General features: G+C 62.8%; 15 protein-coding genes and 1 tRNA gene. 6 read left to right on the top strand and 10 right to left on the bottom strand.

Going from position 1 to position 15855, the window contains the following annotated elements; all coding sequences use genetic code 11:
• The first annotated feature begins 110 nt into the window (after positions 1-110).
• From NKH83_RS00290 to NKH83_RS00275, 4 genes are all read left to right on the top strand, one after another.
• Positions 111-647: a TetR/AcrR family transcriptional regulator gene (locus NKH83_RS00290; RefSeq protein ID WP_352509081.1), complete on the top strand. Its 537-nt coding sequence runs from the start codon at positions 111-113 to the stop codon at positions 645-647.
• 211 nt (positions 648-858) lie between these two features.
• Positions 859-1503, top strand: a complete 645-nt coding sequence (locus NKH83_RS00285; RefSeq protein WP_254817763.1) for a carbonic anhydrase — start codon at positions 859-861, stop codon at positions 1501-1503.
• A gap of 13 nt (positions 1504-1516) precedes the next feature.
• On the top strand, positions 1517-1924 hold the full coding sequence (locus NKH83_RS00280; protein WP_352801968.1) for a nuclear transport factor 2 family protein: 408 nt from the start codon (positions 1517-1519) through the stop codon (positions 1922-1924).
• A gap of 90 nt (positions 1925-2014) precedes the next feature.
• Positions 2015-4069: a M3 family metallopeptidase gene (locus NKH83_RS00275; RefSeq protein ID WP_352480038.1), complete on the top strand. Its 2055-nt coding sequence runs from the start codon at positions 2015-2017 to the stop codon at positions 4067-4069.
• A 16-nt stretch (positions 4070-4085) separates the two neighbouring features.
• Here the strand turns inward: NKH83_RS00275 and NKH83_RS00270 are convergent, their stop codons facing one another.
• The 5 genes from NKH83_RS00270 to NKH83_RS00250 all read right to left on the bottom strand — a co-directional run bounded on the left by NKH83_RS00270 (position 4086) and on the right by NKH83_RS00250 (position 10032).
• Positions 4086-4238, bottom strand: coding sequence for a hypothetical protein (locus NKH83_RS00270; protein ID WP_352801514.1), 153 nt, complete (start codon positions 4236-4238; stop codon positions 4086-4088).
• 129 nt (positions 4239-4367) lie between these two features.
• Positions 4368-5705: an LGFP repeat-containing protein gene (locus NKH83_RS00265; RefSeq protein ID WP_352801512.1), complete on the bottom strand. Its 1338-nt coding sequence runs from the start codon at positions 5703-5705 to the stop codon at positions 4368-4370.
• 224 nt (positions 5706-5929) lie between these two features.
• Positions 5930-9142 carry an AfsR/SARP family transcriptional regulator gene (locus tag NKH83_RS00260; RefSeq protein ID WP_352801510.1) on the bottom strand — a complete coding sequence of 1071 codons (3213 nt, stop codon included), beginning with the start codon at positions 9140-9142 and terminating at the stop codon, positions 5930-5932.
• A gap of 120 nt (positions 9143-9262) precedes the next feature.
• Positions 9263-9721 (bottom strand): hypothetical protein, encoded by a 459-nt coding sequence (locus NKH83_RS00255; protein ID WP_352649423.1) that lies wholly within the window; start codon positions 9719-9721, stop codon positions 9263-9265.
• A gap of 235 nt (positions 9722-9956) precedes the next feature.
• Positions 9957-10032 (bottom strand) — tRNA-Ala (locus NKH83_RS00250).
• Positions 10033-10196: 164 nt separating this feature from the next.
• On the opposite strand from NKH83_RS00250, the gene NKH83_RS00245 reads away from it, so the two are divergent.
• Positions 10197-10487 carry a YggT family protein gene (locus NKH83_RS00245; RefSeq protein ID WP_023678162.1) on the top strand — a complete coding sequence of 97 codons (291 nt, stop codon included), beginning with the start codon at positions 10197-10199 and terminating at the stop codon, positions 10485-10487.
• Positions 10488-10500: 13 nt separating this feature from the next.
• Positions 10501-10821, top strand: coding sequence for a DUF167 family protein (locus NKH83_RS00240; protein ID WP_352509085.1), 321 nt, complete (start codon positions 10501-10503; stop codon positions 10819-10821).
• 254 nt (positions 10822-11075) lie between these two features.
• On the opposite strand, the gene NKH83_RS00235 is transcribed toward NKH83_RS00240, so the two are convergent.
• Genes NKH83_RS00235 through NKH83_RS00215 form a run of 5 tightly spaced genes read right to left on the bottom strand, consistent with a single transcriptional unit; the run spans position 11076 to position 15848 of the window.
• Positions 11076-12044: an ABC transporter ATP-binding protein gene (locus NKH83_RS00235; RefSeq protein WP_352801508.1), complete on the bottom strand. Its 969-nt coding sequence runs from the start codon at positions 12042-12044 to the stop codon at positions 11076-11078.
• On the bottom strand, positions 12044-13054 hold the full coding sequence (locus tag NKH83_RS00230) for an ABC transporter ATP-binding protein (protein WP_352801966.1): 1011 nt from the start codon (positions 13052-13054) through the stop codon (positions 12044-12046). Before NKH83_RS00230 ends, NKH83_RS00235 begins: the two co-directional genes overlap by 1 nt.
• The gene (locus NKH83_RS00225; protein WP_352480019.1) at positions 13051-13968 is read right to left on the bottom strand and encodes a dihydrodipicolinate synthase family protein; all 918 of its coding nucleotides are present in this window, start codon (positions 13966-13968) and stop codon (positions 13051-13053) included. The genes NKH83_RS00230 and NKH83_RS00225 overlap by 4 nt, the downstream gene beginning before the upstream one ends.
• An 18-nt stretch (positions 13969-13986) precedes the next feature.
• The gene (locus NKH83_RS00220) at positions 13987-14889 is read right to left on the bottom strand and encodes an ABC transporter permease (RefSeq protein WP_254817770.1); all 903 of its coding nucleotides are present in this window, start codon (positions 14887-14889) and stop codon (positions 13987-13989) included.
• The gene (locus tag NKH83_RS00215) at positions 14889-15848 is read right to left on the bottom strand and encodes an ABC transporter permease (protein WP_352801505.1); all 960 of its coding nucleotides are present in this window, start codon (positions 15846-15848) and stop codon (positions 14889-14891) included. Before NKH83_RS00215 ends, NKH83_RS00220 begins: the two co-directional genes overlap by 1 nt.
• Between the last annotated feature and the right edge of the window lie 7 nt (positions 15849-15855).

The following is a 15855-nucleotide window of genomic DNA, read 5'->3' as shown; positions in this document are numbered from 1 at the left end:
GACCGGAACACATACCTGTGACTGGTCCCAATTTCAAATGACGGCGATCTTACTGTACCGTCTGGACGGTCTTGTCAATTCCGCCTAAGCTAATGAATGGGGAACGATTGATGAAGGTCCGCAGAGCAAATTCGCGCGAAAAAATTCTCGCTGCCGCCGCCGCGGTGGCGCGCGAGACGGGTCCTGGCAGCCTGTCGCTGGACGCTGTTGCCAGCCGTGCCGGCGTGTCGAAGGGTGGTCTTCTCTACAATTTCCCGACCAAGGCGAAATTGATGCAGGCGCTGGTGGAGGATTATCTCAGCGCATTCCAACAGGCGCTGGAGGCCGCCCGCAAGAACAGCGGCAGCGGCGAGAGCCCGCTCGCCGCCTATATCAGGCTTTCGGCCGAGCATGCCGAGGAGTCGAAGCCATCGGCATCCTGGATATTTTCGGCAATCGCCGAGGATCCCGACTTCCTGACGCCGATAAAATCGTTCAGGCGGCAGGTGTTCGAACGGCTGAAGGCGGAGACGCCGAACCTCAAGGCGCTGCTGGTCTGCTATCTCGCCATCGAGGGACTTCGCAGCATGAATCTGTTCGGTTCGGATATTCTTTCCGCCGACGAGCGCCGGCTGCTGATATCGACCCTGCTGGAGATCGCGGAATAGTCTAGGAATACGCCGGCCGGGTTCAGTTGCCTCGACTGTCGGGATGTGGCTGGAGCGAGGTGCCGTCCACTTGGGGCAGAGTGAGCTCCACGCTTTGAACCTGCGTCTCGGTGCTTTCCGAAAATCGGTTCCGATTTTCGGGCCGATGCGCTAGAGCCTTTCGGGATTGACCCGAGCTGCCTTCAACCCGGAAAGGCTCCCACCGCTGCCCATGCCCCATCTTCCCGAGCATCTTCTCACCGGCTACCGCAGTTTCATGAGCGGCCGCTATCTCACCGAAAGCGGCCGTTATCGCTCGCTGGCGCGGGAGGGCCAGGCACCGGAAACGATGATCGTCGCCTGCTGCGATTCCCGCGCCGCACCCGAAGCGATCTTCGATGCCGGGCCGGGCGAGTTGTTCGTGCTGCGCAATGTCGGCAATCTGGTGCCGCCCTATGCGCCCGACGATCAGTTCCACTCGACATCGGCGGCGCTCGAATTTGCCGTGCAGAGCCTCAAGGTCAAGAACATCGTGGTGATGGGTCACGGCCGCTGCGGCGGCATCCGCGCAGCACTCGACACCACGGCCGCGCCGTTGTCGCCGGGCGATTTCATCGGCAAATGGATGAGCCTGATCGCGCCGGCGGCCGAGACCGTATCGTCCAGCACCTTCATGACCGCGACCGAGCGCCAGACGGCGCTGGAGCGCATCTCGATCCGTTATTCCATAGCCAATCTGCGCACCTTCCCTTGTATTTCGATCCTCGAAGGCAAGGGGCGGCTGTCGCTGCACGGTGCCTGGTTCGATATTTCGACCGGCGAGCTTTGGGTGATGAACAAGGACACAGGCGATTTCGAGCGGCCGGAGACCGAGTAGGAGACGAGGCATGATGCGAGCTCGGTTCGCGTTCGCGGCGGCGGTATTGCTGTGCTCAGCAAATATCGCCCGCGCCGACGATAGCGCGATCATAGACCGCTGGTATTCGGCACTGCTGGTCGCCGACCGCACCGAATTGTCGGACCTGCTCGCCGACAACGTCCGCATCAAGCTCGACGACCTCGGCGTCGTGCAAAGCAAGCAGGAATTCATCGCCTCGATCGCCGAGTGGCAGGGCGCCGTCGCCGGGGCCGAAATCCGCCACCGGATCGAGAAGACGGAGGGCGGCGTCACCACTGTGATCGCCTGCTATGATTTTCCCAGCAACGACATGCTGATGCAGGAGACTTTCGCGGTCGCCAACGACCAGATCAGCGCCAGTTCGCAAGCCGCGATCGCCGAAAATTGCGACGGTTACTGACGGAACCATGAACTGGGGCCGCTGTTGCGCGCAACCGGCCGGCGCCTTACATCGGTGACGATCCATCTCCTCCCGCCACTCAGCGAAAGTTTGCCCATGCCATCCGCCGTCGACCTCGCCGCCCATCCGCTGACCGCATGGCAAGGGCCGCTCGGCCTGCCCGATTTCACGCGCATCGGCGATGGCGATTTTTCTCCGGTCTTCGACGCGGCCCTGAAGGCGCATGAAGCCGAGATCGAGGCGATTGCCGGCAACACCGGGACGCCGACCATCGAAAACACGCTTGCCGCGCTCGAGCTTGCCGGCGAGGCTCTCGACCATGTCTCGTCGATCTTCTGGTGCCGCGCCGGCGCCCACACCAACGAGGCGATCCAGGCGCTGGAGCGCGACATCTCGCCGAAGATGTCGCGGCACTTCTCGGCAATCTCGATGAACGAACGCCTATTCGCCCGCATCGACCACCTCTATCAGCGCCGCGATGCTTTGAAGCTCGATGCCGAAACGCTGCGGGTCTTGGAAAAGACCTGGAAAAACTTCGTTCGCTCCGGCGCCATGCTCGACGCCGAAGGCAAGAAGCGGCTGGCCTCGATCAACGAGGAATTGTCGTCGCTCGGCACCAATTTCGGCCAGAACGTGCTTGCCGACGAGCGCGACTGGGCGTTGTTCCTCGACGAGGCCGATCTTGCCGGCCTGCCGGAATTCCTGAAAAGCTCGATGGCGGAAGCCGCCGAGATGCGCGGCCAGAAGGGCCGCTACGCCGTCACTCTGTCGCGGTCGATCTACGAGCCGTTCTCGACCTTCTCAGAACGCCGCGACCTGCGCGAGACGGCGTTCCGCGCCTTCATCATGCGTGGTCAGAATGGCGGCGCCACCGACAATACGGAAGTGGTGCGCGACATGCTGCGCCTGCGCGCCGAGAAGGCAAAGCTGCTCGGCTATGCTTCCTACGCCGCATTGAAGCTCGACGATACCATGGCCAAGACGCCGGAGGCGGTGCACGCGCTGCTCGATCCGGTCTGGGAAAAGGCGGTGGAGAAGGCCGCAAGCGACCAGGCCGAATTGCAGCGGCTGGCGGCCGAGGCCGGCAGCAACGAGAAATTCGCTGCCTGGGACTGGCGCTTCTACCAGGAGAAGCTGCGGGCAGAGAAATTCGCCTTCGACGAGGCCGAGCTGAAGCCGTATCTGCAGCTAGACCGCATCATCGACGCCTGTTTCGATGTGGCAACACGATTGTTCGGCATTTCTTTCGAAGAAAAGAAGGGCATTGCCACCTGGCATCCGGACGCGCGTGTCTTCGTGGTGAAGAATGCCGACGGCAGCGAGCGCGGCCTGTTCCTCGCCGACTATTTCGCCCGGCCTTCGAAGCGCTCCGGCGCCTGGATGAGCGCGCTGAAATCCGGTTATAGGCTTGGCCCTGGCTCGAAGCCGGTCATCTACAACATCATGAACTTCGCCAAGCCGCCGGCCGGCGAGGCCGCCTTGCTGTCGGTCGATGAAGCCAAGACGCTGTTCCATGAATTCGGTCATGCTCTGCACGGCATGCTGACCGACGTCACTTGGCCGTCGGTCGCTGGCACCTCGGTCAGCCGCGATTTCGTCGAACTGCCTTCGCAGCTTTACGAACACTGGCTGACGGTACCGGCGGTGCTGGAAAAACATGCGCTGCATGTCAAGACCGGCAAGCCGATGCCAAAGGCGCTGGTCGACAAGATGCTGGCGGCGCGCACCTTCGGCGCGGGCTTCGCCACGGTCGAGTTCACTGCCTCGGCGTTGGTGGACATGGCTTACCACGCGCGGCCGGATGCACCGGACCAGCCGCTTCGTTTCGAAGCCGAAACGCTGGAACGGCTTAACATGCCCGATACCATTGCCATGCGTCACCGCACCCCGCATTTCGGCCACATCTTTGCCGGCGACGGCTATTCGGCCGGCTATTATTCCTACATGTGGTCCGAAGTGCTCGATGCCGACGCCTTCGCCGCCTTCGAGGAGACGGGCGATCCGTTCAATCCGGCGCTGGCCGAGCGGCTGCGCAAGAACATCTACGCCGCTGGCGGCTCGAAGGACCCCGAAGAACTCTACACCGCCTTCCGCGGCAAGATGCCTTCACCGGAAGCAATGATGGCCAAGCGCGGACTGGTGTGATGCGTGCCCGCTCTTGTCACGGTTCTCTTCCATCCTGATTGATGTCGGCCGTCATGGCGTCGGGTTGCGCGCCGGCTGATCCGGTTTCTGTCGGCCCCGGCTCGGCCTCGCTGGCTGCGGCAGTGTCGTTGAGGTGACTGCCCGCTATGCTGATCGGCCGCTGGCGCATCCGGACCGCCTTGCGACGACCGCTACGGAAATAAATCTCTCAGTCGCGAACGTCAGCCCCGCCAACGGAAGGCGAGGCTGGTAAGTTGATTGTCCCGGCAAGCTTTTTTGCCGGGGCGATTGGCCTAGACTAGGCAGGCACAAAGCCAAAATAGGCTTTGTAGGACGCCCCTTCGCCGGAAATCAGGGGCGTTTCCACTTTGAACCCAATCCCGCTGAAGGTGGTATTGTTCGTACGTGCCGCGAGCAACACCATCTGCTTTGCGGAGATGGTCACTGTCGCGCTCCCGATCCTGTCATCGCCCCAATCGAAGAGATCGCTGATGGCGCCGCCGATCGATGGCATCAACGATCCCAGGGCCGGGCCGGCTATCGCGGCAATGATAGGTCCTGCCACCGGAATGAGGCCCAAAGCCAGCGTACCCGCCGTATGGACGCCCATCACGACCTTCTGCACTTCGTCCTTGTACTTGTTGGGATCGCCGAAATCGTTTTCCATCAGCACCGTACCGATATTGATGCCGTAGGGCTTGCCTCGATAGACCTCCATCAGGTCGGGTCTCGTATCTCCCGCATCGACGTCGCCATAGACCTGGCTGCGCTTGGTGTCGGCGATCTGCGGCGTTGTCACGCTGACGATGACATAGGGCTCGTCCGCACTCGACCCCTGATCCCAGTCGGTCTCGCCGAAGCAATGGAGCCCGGTATAGTGGACGACGACATCTCGAAGGTCGATCGCGCCGGTGTCGGGCCACCAATATATGCCGCCGTTTTCAAACAGATTGGCACGGCCACCGTCGGCGAATTCGGTCTCGTCGGTGGTTGGGTACCCCAGATATGACTGTTCCCAGCCCAGGCTTTCCCACTTCTTGCGGATGTCACCGTACACCACGTTGGCTCCTGTGTTCGGTGTCCAGTAGATCGAGCCGGCATTGGCAAAATGGTTGTAGCGCCCGACGCCGTCGGGAGTTCCGGTCTCGTCGGTGACCGGATAGCCGAGAACCGAGCGCTCCCAGCCCATTGCTGCCCATTTGCCGCGAATTGCCCCCCAAATCGCTTGAGCACCGGTATTCGGTGTCCAGTAGATCGAAGCGGTATTGTTGTTGAAGTGATTGTATCGGCCGACGCCGTCGGGAGTTCCGGTTTCGTCGGTGCAGGGAATGCCCCACGCGAGACCGCCAAGCGCAATCCATTTCCTGTAGATGTCGCCGTGGATCTCAAAGGCGTCGTGCATGGCATCGTTGTAACAAATGCATGAGCCGTTCTTGAGATACCAGGCTTTTCCAGTCTCCTTCCTGTCGATCTCGGCGAAGCCGGCGCCTCCAAGGGAGTTGTACTTTTGCTGTATGACAGCTTCGGGCGATAGGAGCGACCAAGGCCCGATCCTGAGCTGGTCGGAAAGTCTTGTGGCTCCAGCGCGGATGGTGCCGGCACGCACTCTTGAAGTTGCTCTGGCAGCATACGGCATGACCTTTTCCTTCCTGTGAGTGTTGGTATCGGGGGCTTCAGGCCTCCGGCGATCGGTTTTGATCGACGAGCCGAGGTTCCCAGACCGCGACTTACGGACGGCTTACAGAGTTCCGAGCTGCGCCAGAGCAATTCCAGGAAACGTGTGGAACGGTTTTCCGTCCGGAACTGCGCAAAAATAAAGAGATAGAGCGGTTCGGCGTTTCCGTGAGACGATGAACCGGTCTAGAGAAACGGGCGCACGAGCGAACGCAGCAAAGGCGAGGGCTCGTCATCGCCGGTCGAAGCGAGCGCGCGTTCATAGCGCCGGTAATCCTCGATGGCGCCGGCGTGGTCGTTTCTGGAGAGGCTCTCCTGGATGAGCGTGCCATGGAGTTTGGCCGATTCCGGGTAGAAATCGAGCGCACGCCGGCACGCCTGGCGTGCCCGATCTGCGTTGCCTCGGCTCTGCCAGTGTTTGGCGATCCGCACGGCAAGCTCCACCAACCCGTCCCGCACCCGGTCGGCCGCGGCGTTCGACCAGGCGGGCGTCGGGCCATTCGAGAAAAGCGGGCCGACAAAGCCTTCCAGCAGCATCTCCTGCTCCTCGATTGCGCTGTCTCTTTGGCCCGACAGAACGGGTTTCAGCCGGTCTTCCCAATCCTGCAGATCGATCCAGACCTTGTCGGCAGCGAGCCGCAAACGGCCTTCTCTCAGGGTTACGAGTTCGCCTTGCCCGAGCAATTTGCGCAGACGATGCAGCGCCTGCTCCAAGGCCGCTTTGGCCTGGTCGCCGTCGAGGTCGGGCCAGAGCCAATCCTGCAGGGTTTCCACCGAACAGACCTGATCCCTCGAGAGGCAGATAATGCGCAATATGTCGAGAGCGCGGGTAGGTTTGGCACCGGGCGCGACCTCGGCGCCATCGATCTCGAGGCGGAAGCCTCCCATCAAGTGTATCCTGAGCGGCCAAGGCCACTGGGCGGGGCGGCCAGCGGGCGGGACCAGATATCGCGCCCGAACGACGCGGCGGCAGAGATCGACATCGATCTTTCGCTCCAGCGCATCGGCGATCAGCTCGGCTAGCAAGTCCGGCAGGTTGAGCAAGATCGCCGAGGGATTGACCTCGCGCAATGCCGCCATGAATTCAGCCAGACGAGTGCCATAGGACGCGCCGCCGTTCCACTTCTGCTCCAAGGCCCGGGCGGCTAGAATGCTGAGTTCGACACGCTGGCGAGGGCCGCCGCTCAGCCTTTCGGCGATCCCCTGAAGTAGCGCAATCGCCTCCGCCGGACGCCGGTCGGCCAGCAGGACCTGGTATTTGGTGACGTAATGCGGCCAGCGCTCGATCATCGGCTCGTTCGCCCGCTCGATCGCATCCATGAAGACATCGCAGTCGAGATAGGCCTTGGCGAAGTCGCCGTTGCGCGTGTGCATCGCCGCATGGCAGTCGGCGACGACCGCGACCTGGGTGGTGAACCTGCTGTCCGCGATCTCGCCCAGTCGGGAGACCAGCGCATTGAACTCCGAGAACCTGTTGTGAAGCTTCATCAGCAATTGGAGCTGGTAGAGGGCGCTGAACTCGACGCCCCGTAGGGCGTGCTGCTCGCCTATCGCCGTTGCGCGTCGCAACGCATCCTCGGCCGAGGCATAGACAAAACCGCGCCGCGAATAGGGGAAGTAACGGCCGCTGGCCGAGCCAAAGGACACCAGCCACATGCCGAGCACCAGCGGTGGGATATCCGGATGTTCGAGGTCGGCGGCAACGCTGTCCACGGCATTGGCAAAAATGTCGCGCTGCCCCGACGAGGTCGCGTAGTCGATGAGCGCTTCGCTTGCCAGCAGGCGCAACTCGACCGAATCCTCGATCGGCAAATGTGTCAGGCGCTGCTGGATATCATTCACGAGGCGCTTCGCGTCATGGGCGTCGAATTCGCCAGGTTCGGCGAAATCGACGGCCCGCAGGATGCCGAGCCTGACCATCATGAGTTCCTCCGGATCCAATTCCGGCAACCCCTTGGCAAGAACCTGTGAGGCTCGGCGCGTCCAATCCGCCAGCCCCTCATGCGTACGCCAGCTGGCCGTCTTGACTACGACCGCCCGCGCGACCGTCAGGCATTGGCCGCGCATGTCGGTGTTCTCGAATGCTTGCCATGCCTTGGAGAAGTGCGGCTCGGCCTTCGCATCGTCCGACGCGAAGGCGACCCCCAGCCAATAATGGACCCACCCGTCCATCTCGTCGGCGGGCAGCCTGTTGCACCATTCGACGAAGCTGGCCCTGCGCCCTTGCGAGAGAACGCCGTTAGCGCACTCCAGAATGAGCTGGCGTGCCAGCGGCCAAGCGCCCGCCTGCAACGCCAGCACGATTGCCGCGTCGGTTTTGCCGGCCTCGTGCAAGACCTTTGCTGCCTGCTCGCGCAGCCTGGAACGGTCCGCGTCCGTCACGCGCCGGTCCAGTAGGCCGGCAAGGTATTCGCGCAACAAGTCATGCAGCTGGAAGGCGGCGCCGCCCGGACCGTCGCGCGTGATCAGCAGTTGGCGATGCTGCAGCCGCACCAGCAGGCGGGCAGCCTGCGGCGAACCCAGGAACGCATCGGCAAGCTCCGTGCTGATCTCCGGCAGAAGGTTGAGCCTGATCAGCAGATCCTGGTCCTCCGGCGCGATGTCGCGCAGGAAATAACGTCCGACAATCTCCCGAAGGCCGGCGCCTCCGGCAAGGCCGGTCTGCGAAAGCGGGTAGTACATTCCGGCGTTGGCCAGCAGGAGAAGGCCCACCGCCCAGCCGCGCGCCTCCGAAATGTCGCCGACCTCGGACGGCGATTGCGAGCGGGCGGTGACGAGGTTGCGAGCCTCCGCAGGCGAAAACTCCAGCAGCGTTTGGTTGAGGACCGGCAACTGTCCGGACAGCACGAGGTCGGCGACATCGCCCTCGGGCAGCATCCGCGATGTGCAGATGCAGCGGACGGTATTGGGGCGTTCGCGTAACAGGATCGCCAGCGTCCGGCGAAAGCCTGGTGCATCGGCACGATGCAGATCGTCGAGGACCAGGATCGTGCCCGGATCAAGCCGCGAGAAATAGGTGCGGAAGAACAGCCGCGCGAAATCGTCGGAATTGTCGGCATATTCCGGACCAAAGACCGGCATGCCGGCATGCCTGCCGTCGAGCGACAGCGTCAGATAATGGAAAAGCCGCGCAACGTCCTGGTCCTCGGTGTCGACCCGATACCAGTTGTACGCCGATTCGCCTTGCTTCAGCCCGCCTTGTTCCAGCCCGCCGTGTTCCAGAAAGTCGATCACCGCGGTGGTCTTGCCGTATCCACCAGGCGCAGCCAGCCAGCATGCACCGCTGTCGAGGGCCTGCGAAAGCAGCGCCACTACGCGCGGACGGCTGACAATTCCCACTGGCCGGGGTGCCGAGAGCTTTGCTATCTCGCGCGGCGCGTCCCGGAAGGATTTATCCATTGTGAGGACTCTCGCAGCGCAGTCGCCTCGCGAAAACAGGTAATCGGTTCGCCCGCAACAACAAATCGCCGGCCGGCGTTGTGCTCGCCTGACGTGCCGTGCTCGCCGGCAAGGTCGCGGTTATCCCTTGTGCGACATGATATGCGAAACCCCGACACTCACGTCAGCGGTGTGTCTTGCCATCACTGCGTTCATTCGCATTGCAATCGTCGCATAGCCGTTTCGTTCGTGGTCGGTAACTTCCGAGGGCTTGAAGAGCCACGGAAGGGGTGCAACCTGCGCGTCTTCGAAATTGGCCGGCAGATTCGATGGCAAGGCCTTTTTTCCTAGAGGCAGCTCTAGCCCAAGGTCACTAAATTCCTTCTCGAGGCTGGCGTGCAGATGAGAAAGGACGACATAGATCGCCAGCTTTGATCTAGTCCTTTCTGTGTTGTTTAGATTGTACTCTTGAAGAACCTCATCGAACGATGGCGATACGTCACTTTCGGCAGCGGTAGCTCGTGTTGCAACAGCACCGGCCAGGGCAGTCGCTGCCACTCCTGTAAGACCTACAAAATCACGTCTTGTCGTGCCGGTCATGGTGAATTCCCCTCGGTTTTGAAGACGGGCCAAGTCTGGCAAGGAGGAGGCGCAGTGGCAATAGGCCGCATACGCTATTGGTGTAGAGGGCCTTTACGTCGCCGATGTGAATCCACCCGGCGACGACAGTGCCAAGCCGGCAGAGGCCCGCGATGCATTCGGTTGCTTGATCTGAAAACCCATGGAATCCGAGAAAGGTTTCCTCAGCATTCACGGGGGGGTTCGAAAAATCCGCTGGTGGAGCTGAGGAGGATCGAACTCCTGACCTCGTCATTGCGAACGACGCGCTCTCCCAGCTGAGCTACAGCCCCGTCCAGCGGATGGGGCTTTTATCGGCCGCTGCGGTTTCCTGTCAAGGCTGCGCTTGCTGCCGAAATGCCGTTCGGCCGTTCGTGCGCCTCGCCCACGCGTCGGAACGCGGCTCTTGCCGCTTTCAGCTACAGTGGCTACATGTCGGCAACAATCGGAGACCGGCATGATCGCCCTCATTCAGACCATTGTCATGGCGCTTGACCTTTACTGGTGGATCATCATCGCCTCGGCGATATTTTCCTGGCTCTACGCCTTCAACGTCGTCAACTCCCGCAACCAGTTCGTCGATACCATCAGCAACATGCTCTATCGGCTGACCGAACCGGCGCTGCGGCCGATCCGCCGCTTCATGCCCGATCTCGGCGGCATCGACATCTCGCCGATCATCCTGCTGCTGATCCTGTTCTTCATCCGGCAGTTCCTGCTCACCACCGTGCTTTCGCTGGTCGTCTGAGTGCAGGCGTCCCATGCGCGCGCCGTTCCGGACGCGCGCCGACGGTATCGACCTGTTCGTCCGGCTGACGCCGAAATCAGCGATGGACAGGCTCGAGGGGGCCGAAACGACCGCGGATGGGCGAAGCCATCTGAAGGCTCGCGTTCGCGCCGTGCCGGAAAACGGCGCCGCCAATCGAGCGCTGGAAAGGCTGGTCGCTAAGGCGCTTGGCGTGGCCGCTTCGGCCGTCTCGATCGTCGCCGGCGGCACCGCTCGGCTGAAGACGGTCCGTGTGCTTGGCGATCCCGCGGCGCTGGCGAAACGCATCGATACGCTGGGCACGCCTGCGCCATGATCTCGGCTCGCTCACCAACCCCGTAGAAAAAAGGCCGGGCTGCAAAGCCCGACCAGATGTGAAGGTCGAAAACCTTCAGAGGGGAACGCGCCGGACGAATGGGAGGAAACATCCGGCGCAGCGTGCATATGGGTCGGCATCGCTGACGTTTCAATGACGGGGAACGACAATAACAGCTTCGTGAAACCAGGTGGTGGATGTCGATGAACGCCTGGGATTGGGGGCCTATTTGGACGTTGTCTGGGCAATTATTCCTAAGCGATGTCGTCGCGAATGCAGGCCTTCAGATGGCCGTCGGCTGTCGCCCTCAGTGGCGGCACGGCCGCGGCGCAAGCCTCCAGCGCGAACGGGCAACGGGTTCGGAAAACACAGCCCGACGGCGGGTTCGCCGGACTGGGAATATCGCCTTTGAGCACCTGCCGGCCGTGCCTTGCCAGCGGATCGAGCGATGGAATGGCTGACAGCAGCGCACGCGTGTAGGGATGCTGCGGCCGGGCATAAAGCTCGGCCGCCGGCGCAACCTCCATGATGCGCCCGAGATAGAGCACTATGACCGTGTCGCAGATGTACTCGACGACGGCCAGATCGTGCGAAATGAACAGCATGGTCAGGCCGAGCCGGAGCTGCAGGTCGCGCAACAAATTGATGATTTGCGCCTGGATCGAGACGTCGAGTGCCGAGACCGGTTCGTCGGCGACGATGAATTCCGGCTCGAGCGTCAGCGCACGCGCGATGCCGATGCGCTGGCGCTGGCCGCCCGAGAATTCATGGGCGTAGCGGTCATAGGCGTCGAACGGCAACTCGACCGCGGCAAGTGCCTTCGCGGCCTTCGCCCGCCGCTCGGACCTCTTGCCAATGGCTTGAATGTCAAGGCCTTCGGTGAGGATCTGCCCTATCGTCATGCGCGGCGACAGGCTGGCGAAGGGATCCTGGAAAATATATTGCATCTTGCGACGCTGGCGGCGCAACTGGGCGGCACCCAGCCTGGTAATATCGGTGCCGTCATAGGTGATTTGGCCGGATGTCGGCTCGATCAGACGCAGCACCGAGCGGCCGATCGTGGTCTTGCCGGAGCCGGACTCGCCGACCAGGCCGACCACCTGGCCACGCCTGACATCGAAGGAAATGTCCTCCAGCGCCCTGACCACCGGGGCACGCGAGAATGCTGTCGGCGCAAAATGCTTGGTCAGGTTTTTGACCGAGAGGAAGGGAACGTCGGCCATCAGAGCTCCTCCCAACGCAGGCAGCGGCTTTGCTGGGTCGGCGTCGCCGCAAACAAGGGCGGGACTGCGGCGCGGCAGGCAGCGATAGCCATCGGGCAGCGCGGCGCGAAGGAACAGCCTTTGGGCAGCAACGTGAGCGACGGAACATTCCCGGCAATGGTCGGCAGCGGCGTGCCCGCCAGCTTCAGTGCCGTGGCCTGGCCGAGCCGCGGCACCGAACGCATCAACCCGGCGGTATAGGGATGACGCGGACGGGTGAATACTTCGCTCACCGGACCTGTTTCGACGATACGCCCGGCATACATCACCGCTACCCGGTCGGCGATTTCGGCAACGACGCCGAGATTGTGGGTGACGAACAGGATGCCCATGCCGCGCTGCGCCTGCAGCTCGGCCAAAAGATCGAGGATCTGGGCCTGGATAGTGACGTCCAGCGCGGTCGTCGGCTCGTCGGCGATCAGCAAGCCCGGATCGCAGGACAGGGCCATGGCGATGGTGGCGCGCTGGCGCATCCCGCCCGACAGTTCGTGCGGATACTGCCGCGCCCGCCGCTTCGGATCGGGAATGCCGACCTGTTCCAGCAGCCGCACCGCGTCTGCTTCTGCCTCGCGGTGCGATTTGCCGAGATGGATGCGGATCGGTTCGGCGATCTGCTCGCCGATCGTGTAGACCGGGTTGAGGCTGGTCATCGGCTCCTGGAACACCATGCCGATCTCGTTGCCGCGTATCTTGCGCAGCGACTCGGCATCGAGGTTGGTCAGTTCGGTGAGCGTGCCGTTCTTGCGCCGCAGCGCGATCGACCCCTCGGCGATATGTCCGACCCTTTTCGGCAGCAATCCGATGATCGACAGGCTGGTGACGGACTTGCCCGATCCGGATTCGCCAACGAGCGCCACGGTCTCGCCGGAGCCGATCGTCAGGTCGACATCCCTTACCGCCGCGATGTCGCGCCCCGCAATGCGGAACACCGCGCGCAGGCCGGAAATCGAGAGGATCGGCGTGGCGCTCAGCGGAGCAGCCCCACATCGCGAAGGATCATGTCGATCTTTGCGGTTTCCAGCTCGTTCAGGCTGCGCTGCGGCCGCGCCATGGTGTTCGAGGCGATGATGCCGAGGCTCTTCATCGCCGCCTTGAAGGCGCCGACGCCGGCCGAGCCGGCGCTGGTCCTGCCGAGCGAGATCCAGACGATCTCGAACAGTTTCAACAACCGCTCCTGCTCGAGGCGGGCTTCGGCAAGCTGGCCCGCCTGCGTCAGCTTCCATAGCCTGACATAACCATGCGGGTCGACATTGGCGAGGCCCGGCACGACGCCATGCGCGCCCATCGCCAGCACGCTGTCGACCAGGATCTCGGAACCGGTCATGCCGAAAAAACTGGGATCGTCGGCCATGTCCTTGAGCACGTAACGCAGATTGCCGTCATCGCCGCTGGAATCCTTGATACCCGCAATGGCTCCTTCCCTGGCGAGACCGACCGTGGTCTTGCGCTCCAGCTTGACGTGCACGCAGACCGGGATGTCGTAGGCGATGACCGGAATGTCGAGCGCATCTTTGATGTAGCGGAAGTGATCGCCGATCTCGGGCTGGCTGGTGCGGGTATAAAACGGCGCGGTAACGACGATGGCGTCGGCACCGGCCGATCTGGCGATGCGGGCGTGGTTGATGACGCGGTCGGTCGTCGGGTCGATAACACCGGCGAAGATCGGAACCCGGCCGTTATTGACCTTGACCGCGTGCTCGAGGATGGCCCTGCGGCCTGCCTCGTCGTGGAAGACCACCTCGCTGGTCGAGCCCAGCACGAACAGCCCGTGGACGCCGCCGTCGAGCAGGTTCTCGATGGTGCGCGTGAACGACGGGAAATCGACGCTGAAATCGGCATTGAGCGGGGTGACGACAGGTGGCACGACGCCGGTAAACAGGGGCATTTTGATGAACCTTCGAGGTCAGTTGAGATCGGAGCGGGGATCGAATGCATCGCGCAGGCCGTCGCCGATGAAGTTGATGGCGAGCACCGTGAGCACCAGCGCGGCGCCTGGGAACATCCATTGCCACGGATAATTTTCAAGCACGACGGTGGAGCGGGCGAGATTGAGCATGTTGCCCCAGCTGGCTTCGGGCGGCGCGATGCCGAGGCCGAGGAAGGACAGGCCAGCCTCGAGCAGGATGGCGTTGGCGATCTGCAAGGTGGCATAGACGACCAGGATATCGATGCAATTGGGCAGGCCGTGCCGGAACAGCAGATGCGGCAGCCCCGCGCCCATGCCGCGGGCGGCAACGACGAAATCGCGCTCGCGCAGTTCGAGCAGCCGGGCGCGCACCATGCGCGACAGCACCGGCCAGGAGAGCAGCGAGATCACCAGTATGGTGGGCGCGATGCCGGTGCCGGCTATCGAAGCCAGCACCAGCAGGAAGATCACCGGCGGCAGCGTCATCGCCAGATCGACCAAGCGCATCACCGTGCCGTCGACGAGGCGCCCGCCAAAGCTGGCGACGGCGCCGACCAGGAAGCCGATGACGGTCGATATGGCGACCGAGCAGACGGCGACCAGCAATGAGATCCGCCCACCTTGCAGCAACCGGGCCATGACGTCGCGCCCGACGCCGTCGCTACCCAGCCAATGAATGGCCGACGGCGCCTTGTTCATCGCCCTGAGGTCGATGGCGTTCGGGCCGAACGGCCACCACAAAGAATAGGTCGAAACCGCCAGCAGGATCGGGATGACGATCAAAAGCCCGGCACGCGCCGCGCGGTTTTCGAAAAAGCGGTCGAACGCGCGGCGGAGCGGCCCCTTGGTCTGCGGTAAGGCTGTCGGGTCGACCGTTGGGTCCGGCGCAGTGATTGCCATCACGCCACCTGAATGCGCGGGTCGACGACGGCATAGACGACGTCGGTCAACAGGTTGACCAGGATGACGCAAACGCCGATCACCAGCGTGGCGCCCATGATCACCGGGTAATCGCGGGTGCCAACGGCATTGACCAGAAGCAGTCCCATGCCCGGCCAATTGAACACGCTTTCCAGGAAGATGGCGCCGCCAATGGCGATGCCGACCGTCGAGCCGATCAGCGTGATGACCGGCAAGAGCGCGTTGCGGGTCGCGTGCTTGATGATAATCCAGAACTCGCGCACGCCCTTGGCACGCGCCGTCCGCACGTAATCCTGGTTGAGCACTTCCAGCAGCGAAGCGCGCATGTAGCGCATGATCAGCGCGGCATGGCCGATGGACAGCAGGCAAGCGGGCAGGATGAGGTGCGCAAGCACGTCGGTCATCGAGAACGACGCACCCGCGGTCTGCATGCCGCCGGACGGCGCCCAGCGCAGCAGCACCGAGAAAAAATAGAGGCCAAGCAGCGCCGTCAGAAAAGCCGGGCTGGAGATACCGATAAACGACAGCACCGACAGCGCGATGTCGGACGGTTCGTTACGGCGCACCGCGCTGAAAATGCCGGCGGAAATGCCGAGCACGATGGCGATCGCCAGGCCCGTGCCCATCAGCAGCGCGGTCGGGCCGATGCGCTCCATGACCAGCGGCAGCACGGCGACGCCGCTGCGCTGGATCGAAAAGCCGAAATCGCCGCCCAGCGCCGCGCGCAGCCAGGCCAGATATTGCACGGGAAGCGGCCGGTCGAGCCCAAGCCGTTCGCGCAGCCCCTCGAGATCGGAGGCGGACATCGGCACCGACGGGTTGATATAGGCGTCGATCGGATCGCCCGGCGCCAGCCGCAACAGGATGAAGATGAGGATGCTGAGCGCGACCAGCATCAGCAATCCTGTAGCGCTGCGGCGGGCAATGAAGCTCAACATGGGCTAT

Origin of the sequence: Mesorhizobium sp. M0909, assembly GCF_040319515.1 — a bacterium.
Lineage (GTDB): Bacteria > Pseudomonadota > Alphaproteobacteria > Rhizobiales > Rhizobiaceae > Mesorhizobium.
The sequence above is the reverse complement of the archived record's forward strand: the minus strand, read 5'-3'. Positions and strand labels throughout refer to the sequence as shown.

What these genes read in the sequence shown, in the direction of transcription:
- NKH83_RS00290 (WP_352509081.1), top strand. Translation starts at nt 111, where the DNA reads ATGAAGGTCCGCAGAGCAAATTCGCGCGAAAAAATTCTCGCTGCCGCC.
- NKH83_RS00285 (WP_254817763.1), top strand. Translation starts at nt 859, where the DNA reads ATGCCCCATCTTCCCGAGCATCTTCTCACCGGCTACCGCAGTTTCATG.
- NKH83_RS00280 (WP_352801968.1), top strand. Translation starts at nt 1,517, where the DNA reads ATGCGAGCTCGGTTCGCGTTCGCGGCGGCGGTATTGCTGTGCTCAGCA.
- NKH83_RS00270 (WP_352801514.1), bottom strand. Translation starts at nt 4,238, where the DNA reads ATGCGCCAGCGGCCGATCAGCATAGCGGGCAGTCACCTCAACGACACT.
- NKH83_RS00265 (WP_352801512.1), bottom strand. Translation starts at nt 5,705, where the DNA reads ATGCCGTATGCTGCCAGAGCAACTTCAAGAGTGCGTGCCGGCACCATC.
- NKH83_RS00260 (WP_352801510.1), bottom strand. Translation starts at nt 9,142, where the DNA reads ATGGATAAATCCTTCCGGGACGCGCCGCGCGAGATAGCAAAGCTCTCG.
- NKH83_RS00255 (WP_352649423.1), bottom strand. Translation starts at nt 9,721, where the DNA reads ATGACCGGCACGACAAGACGTGATTTTGTAGGTCTTACAGGAGTGGCA.
- NKH83_RS00245 (WP_023678162.1), top strand. Translation starts at nt 10,197, where the DNA reads ATGATCGCCCTCATTCAGACCATTGTCATGGCGCTTGACCTTTACTGG.
- NKH83_RS00240 (WP_352509085.1), top strand. Translation starts at nt 10,501, where the DNA reads ATGCGCGCGCCGTTCCGGACGCGCGCCGACGGTATCGACCTGTTCGTC.
- NKH83_RS00235 (WP_352801508.1), bottom strand. Translation starts at nt 12,044, where the DNA reads ATGGCCGACGTTCCCTTCCTCTCGGTCAAAAACCTGACCAAGCATTTT.
- NKH83_RS00225 (WP_352480019.1), bottom strand. Translation starts at nt 13,968, where the DNA reads ATGCCCCTGTTTACCGGCGTCGTGCCACCTGTCGTCACCCCGCTCAAT.
- NKH83_RS00220 (WP_254817770.1), bottom strand. Translation starts at nt 14,889, where the DNA reads ATGGCAATCACTGCGCCGGACCCAACGGTCGACCCGACAGCCTTACCG.
- NKH83_RS00215 (WP_352801505.1), bottom strand. Translation starts at nt 15,848, where the DNA reads ATGTTGAGCTTCATTGCCCGCCGCAGCGCTACAGGATTGCTGATGCTG.